3 protein-coding genes are annotated in these 3,148 nt (G+C 27.6%); all 3 read right to left on the reverse strand.

Annotated elements, in window-relative coordinates:
- Positions 1-458: 458 nt before the first annotated feature.
- Positions 459-1,001 carry a GNAT family N-acetyltransferase gene (locus ACYUE0_RS17495; protein ID WP_460271899.1) on the reverse strand — a complete coding sequence of 181 codons (543 nt, stop codon included), beginning with the start codon at positions 999-1,001 and terminating at the stop codon, positions 459-461.
- 4 nt (positions 1,002-1,005) lie between these two features.
- On the reverse strand, positions 1,006-1,221 hold the full coding sequence (locus ACYUE0_RS17500; protein WP_460271903.1) for a GNAT family N-acetyltransferase: 216 nt from the start codon (positions 1,219-1,221) through the stop codon (positions 1,006-1,008).
- A gap of 243 nt (positions 1,222-1,464) precedes the next feature.
- Positions 1,465-3,148 (reverse strand): M3 family oligoendopeptidase (locus ACYUE0_RS17505; protein ID WP_460271901.1); only part of this gene is annotated, 1,684 nt, incomplete at its 5' end.

Consider the following 3,148-nt stretch of genomic DNA (forward strand, 5'->3'; position numbering starts at 1 on the left):
TAACATTGATTTTCATAAGAATCACTATTTCTAAAATCCTCTATTAACTTAAAAACTTTTCTTTTAGCTTCTTCTATATCCACCCTTTTATATTCAAAATCTTCAAATCTCATAACATCCTCCTAAATTTAATTCTTTTATAATTTATAGAAATCATATTATCCATGATTTAATATTTACATATATAGGGTTTCAAACTGGAATTTCAACTTATTTACTCATTTAACATACTTTTTAATGACAATTATAACTTTAAGTTAGTTATGATTTTTAGTTGTAACTTAGAAATTCTTATGAGGTTTTTTAACATTTTTAGGATTGAAACCCAAGGACGGGTTTCGCGACTGCCTATACAGGACGTCACTGAAATATGTTTAGAAGTATCTAATTTTAAATATCAAATTTTAACCCTATAAAACACTTTTATATTAAAACAAAAAATAATAGTGTTTCCTTTCTTATTCCATATTAATCTTTTTTCTCATACTTAAAATCCTATATTCATTTTTCTCTATTTCTCCTACTGATGTATTAAAGACTTTAAACCCTGCTCTTTCGTAAACCTTTATTGCTCTTTTATTAAATTCAGCAACGCCACATCTAACGTATTCCCCATTGTAATCATATTCTTTTAATGCAAACTTTACACATGCATCAACAAACTTTTTTCCTAATCCTATTCCACAAAGTTCTGGTTTTAATCCCCAACCAACCCACATTTCATATTTTTCTTCAGGAGTGTTTTTTACAATTTCATGTTTAACATACCCCTCATCTTCTTCATCTTCACTATTTTCTCTAAAAAATTCTATTGTTAACTCACCTATAATATCATTTTTTTCATTTAAAACTGCAAACCTTCCTAATCCCCACGTTTCTTTATCTAATAAAAATTCTTTTTCGTTAACATAACTATATATATTATATTTACCTTCATAATTCCAATTATTAATTATTTCCTTTGCATACTCTAAGTTCATTGGAACAAATTCAAAATTCATATCATTATTCTCCAATCAAATTTTCTACTAGCTTCATATTAATCAATTCGCTTCCCTTTAAAAATCCTAGTTTATAGTATAAATCTTCTCCCTTATTCCCTATATCTACATACAATCTAATAGCTAAATATTCTTCATTTAACACAGTAAGTGCTTTCTTTATCATATTGGTACTAATTCCTCTACCTGAGTAACCTGGTTTCACAGCAATTTGACAAATTAATGGCCAATCTTTCTAAATAGATATATAACAAATCCCTACTAAATCTTTAGTGTATTTATCATATACAAGTGTTATTGAACAAACATTATCATAACTTTTTTCAAATGAATTATTTATTTAATAAATTCCATAATATTTAGAAAACACTTGATTTTCTGCTCTTGCAATGGTATGTCCTTCTTCTAAATCATATTTAAATATTTCTTTTGAATATGTCATGTACACTCACCGCCTTATATATCATATTAACTTTTCTTCTATATCAAGTATCCATTCCCTTATACATTTTATAACATATTTTATACTTTCCTCTTCAAAGGGATTTTTTAGATTTCCTAATTTAATAATTTCTAAAAATGATTTACTTCCACCAGCTTCACATACTTTCATGTAGTCATTCCAAGCTTCTTTACTATTTAATTTAGATTTGCACCAAAAATTAAATGCTACTATTTGTGCCAATCCATAATCAATATAATAAAAGGGTCCCCAGAAAATATGTGATTGTCGTAGCCAATATCCACCCTTATCTAAAAAGCTATTTTCTTCATAGTCTCTATAAGGCATGTACTTCTTTTCAAGTTCTCTCCAGAAACTATTTCGTTCTTCATATGTAGCCTCTGGTTTTTCATATACAAAATGTTGAAATTCATCAACGGCTGCAATATATGCTACCAAAAATAATGCATTGCACATATGTTCAAATTTATATTTTTCTGCATCTTCTTCAAAAAAGTCCTTTACCCATGGCTCAGTCAAAAATTCCATGCTCATGGAATGAATTTCTGCTACATCTTCAGGTGCACCATAATACTCTGGCATTTTCTCATTTCTACATAAATATTTTTGGAATCCATGTCCAACTTCATGGATAAATGTATTAAAATCTTCTATAGTTCCTTGGCATACAGAAAATATAAAAGGTGCCTTATATTTAGGTATATACTCACAAAAACCACCTGACTCTTTTCCTTCTCTTTTTTCAATATCCCAAAGGTTTCTTTCCACCAAATATTTAAAAAACTCACTTGTTTCTGGCGATAATTCCTCATACATTTTTGATGTCTTCTTTATAATTGAATTAATATCACCTATGAGCTTTGCATTACCACTTAAGAAATGTACTGGTTCATCATAATATTTTATTTTTTCTATTCCAAGCCTTTTAGCCTGTTTTTCTATAAGTTCTTTATTTAATGGTACAATATACTCTAATATCTGCTTTCTGAACTTAGCTACCATTTCCTTATCATAACCAATTCTATTCATACGAGCATATCCCATATCAACAAAATTTTCATATCCCATCTTTAAAGCCATTTTATGTCTTACTTTTACGAACCTATCAAATAATTCTTGCATTTCTTTTTCATGCTCTATATATATTTCTGTTTGTGCTTCATAAGCTCTCTTTCGCATACTTCTATCCTGAGAATTTATATAGGAATCAAAATCCCATCTTCCAAGAATTTTTCCTTGAAATTTTTTATTAAAAGACTGCACCATTTCAACATATTCTAGTATTAATTTTTTCTCCTGTTGTAATTCTTCTATTATTTCATCAGAAACACATCTCATTTTCATTTTTGCCAAATCAAAAAGTTGATTCCCATATCTACCCTTAAGCATTTTTTTAAATTTTGAACTATCTAAAACTTTATAATATTCACAAATTATTCCATCTAGAATAGGTTCAACATCTGCATAATACTCCATTTCTTTACTATAAAACTCTTTATCTACACCTAAACATTTTCTTAATTCACAAATTGCTCTCATAGATATAAATTCATTTCTAATTTCATTAATTTCATCTATTACATAACATTGATTTTCATAAGAATCACTATTTCTAAAATCCTCTATTAACTTAAAAACTTTTCTTTTAGCTTCTTCTATATCCACCCTTTTATATTCAAAATCT

Source organism: Clostridium sp. CTA-19 (genome assembly GCF_054767855.1).

What these genes read in the sequence shown, in the direction of transcription:
- ACYUE0_RS17495 (WP_460271899.1), bottom strand. Translation starts at nt 1,001, where the DNA reads ATGAATTTTGAATTTGTTCCAATGAACTTAGAGTATGCAAAGGAAATA.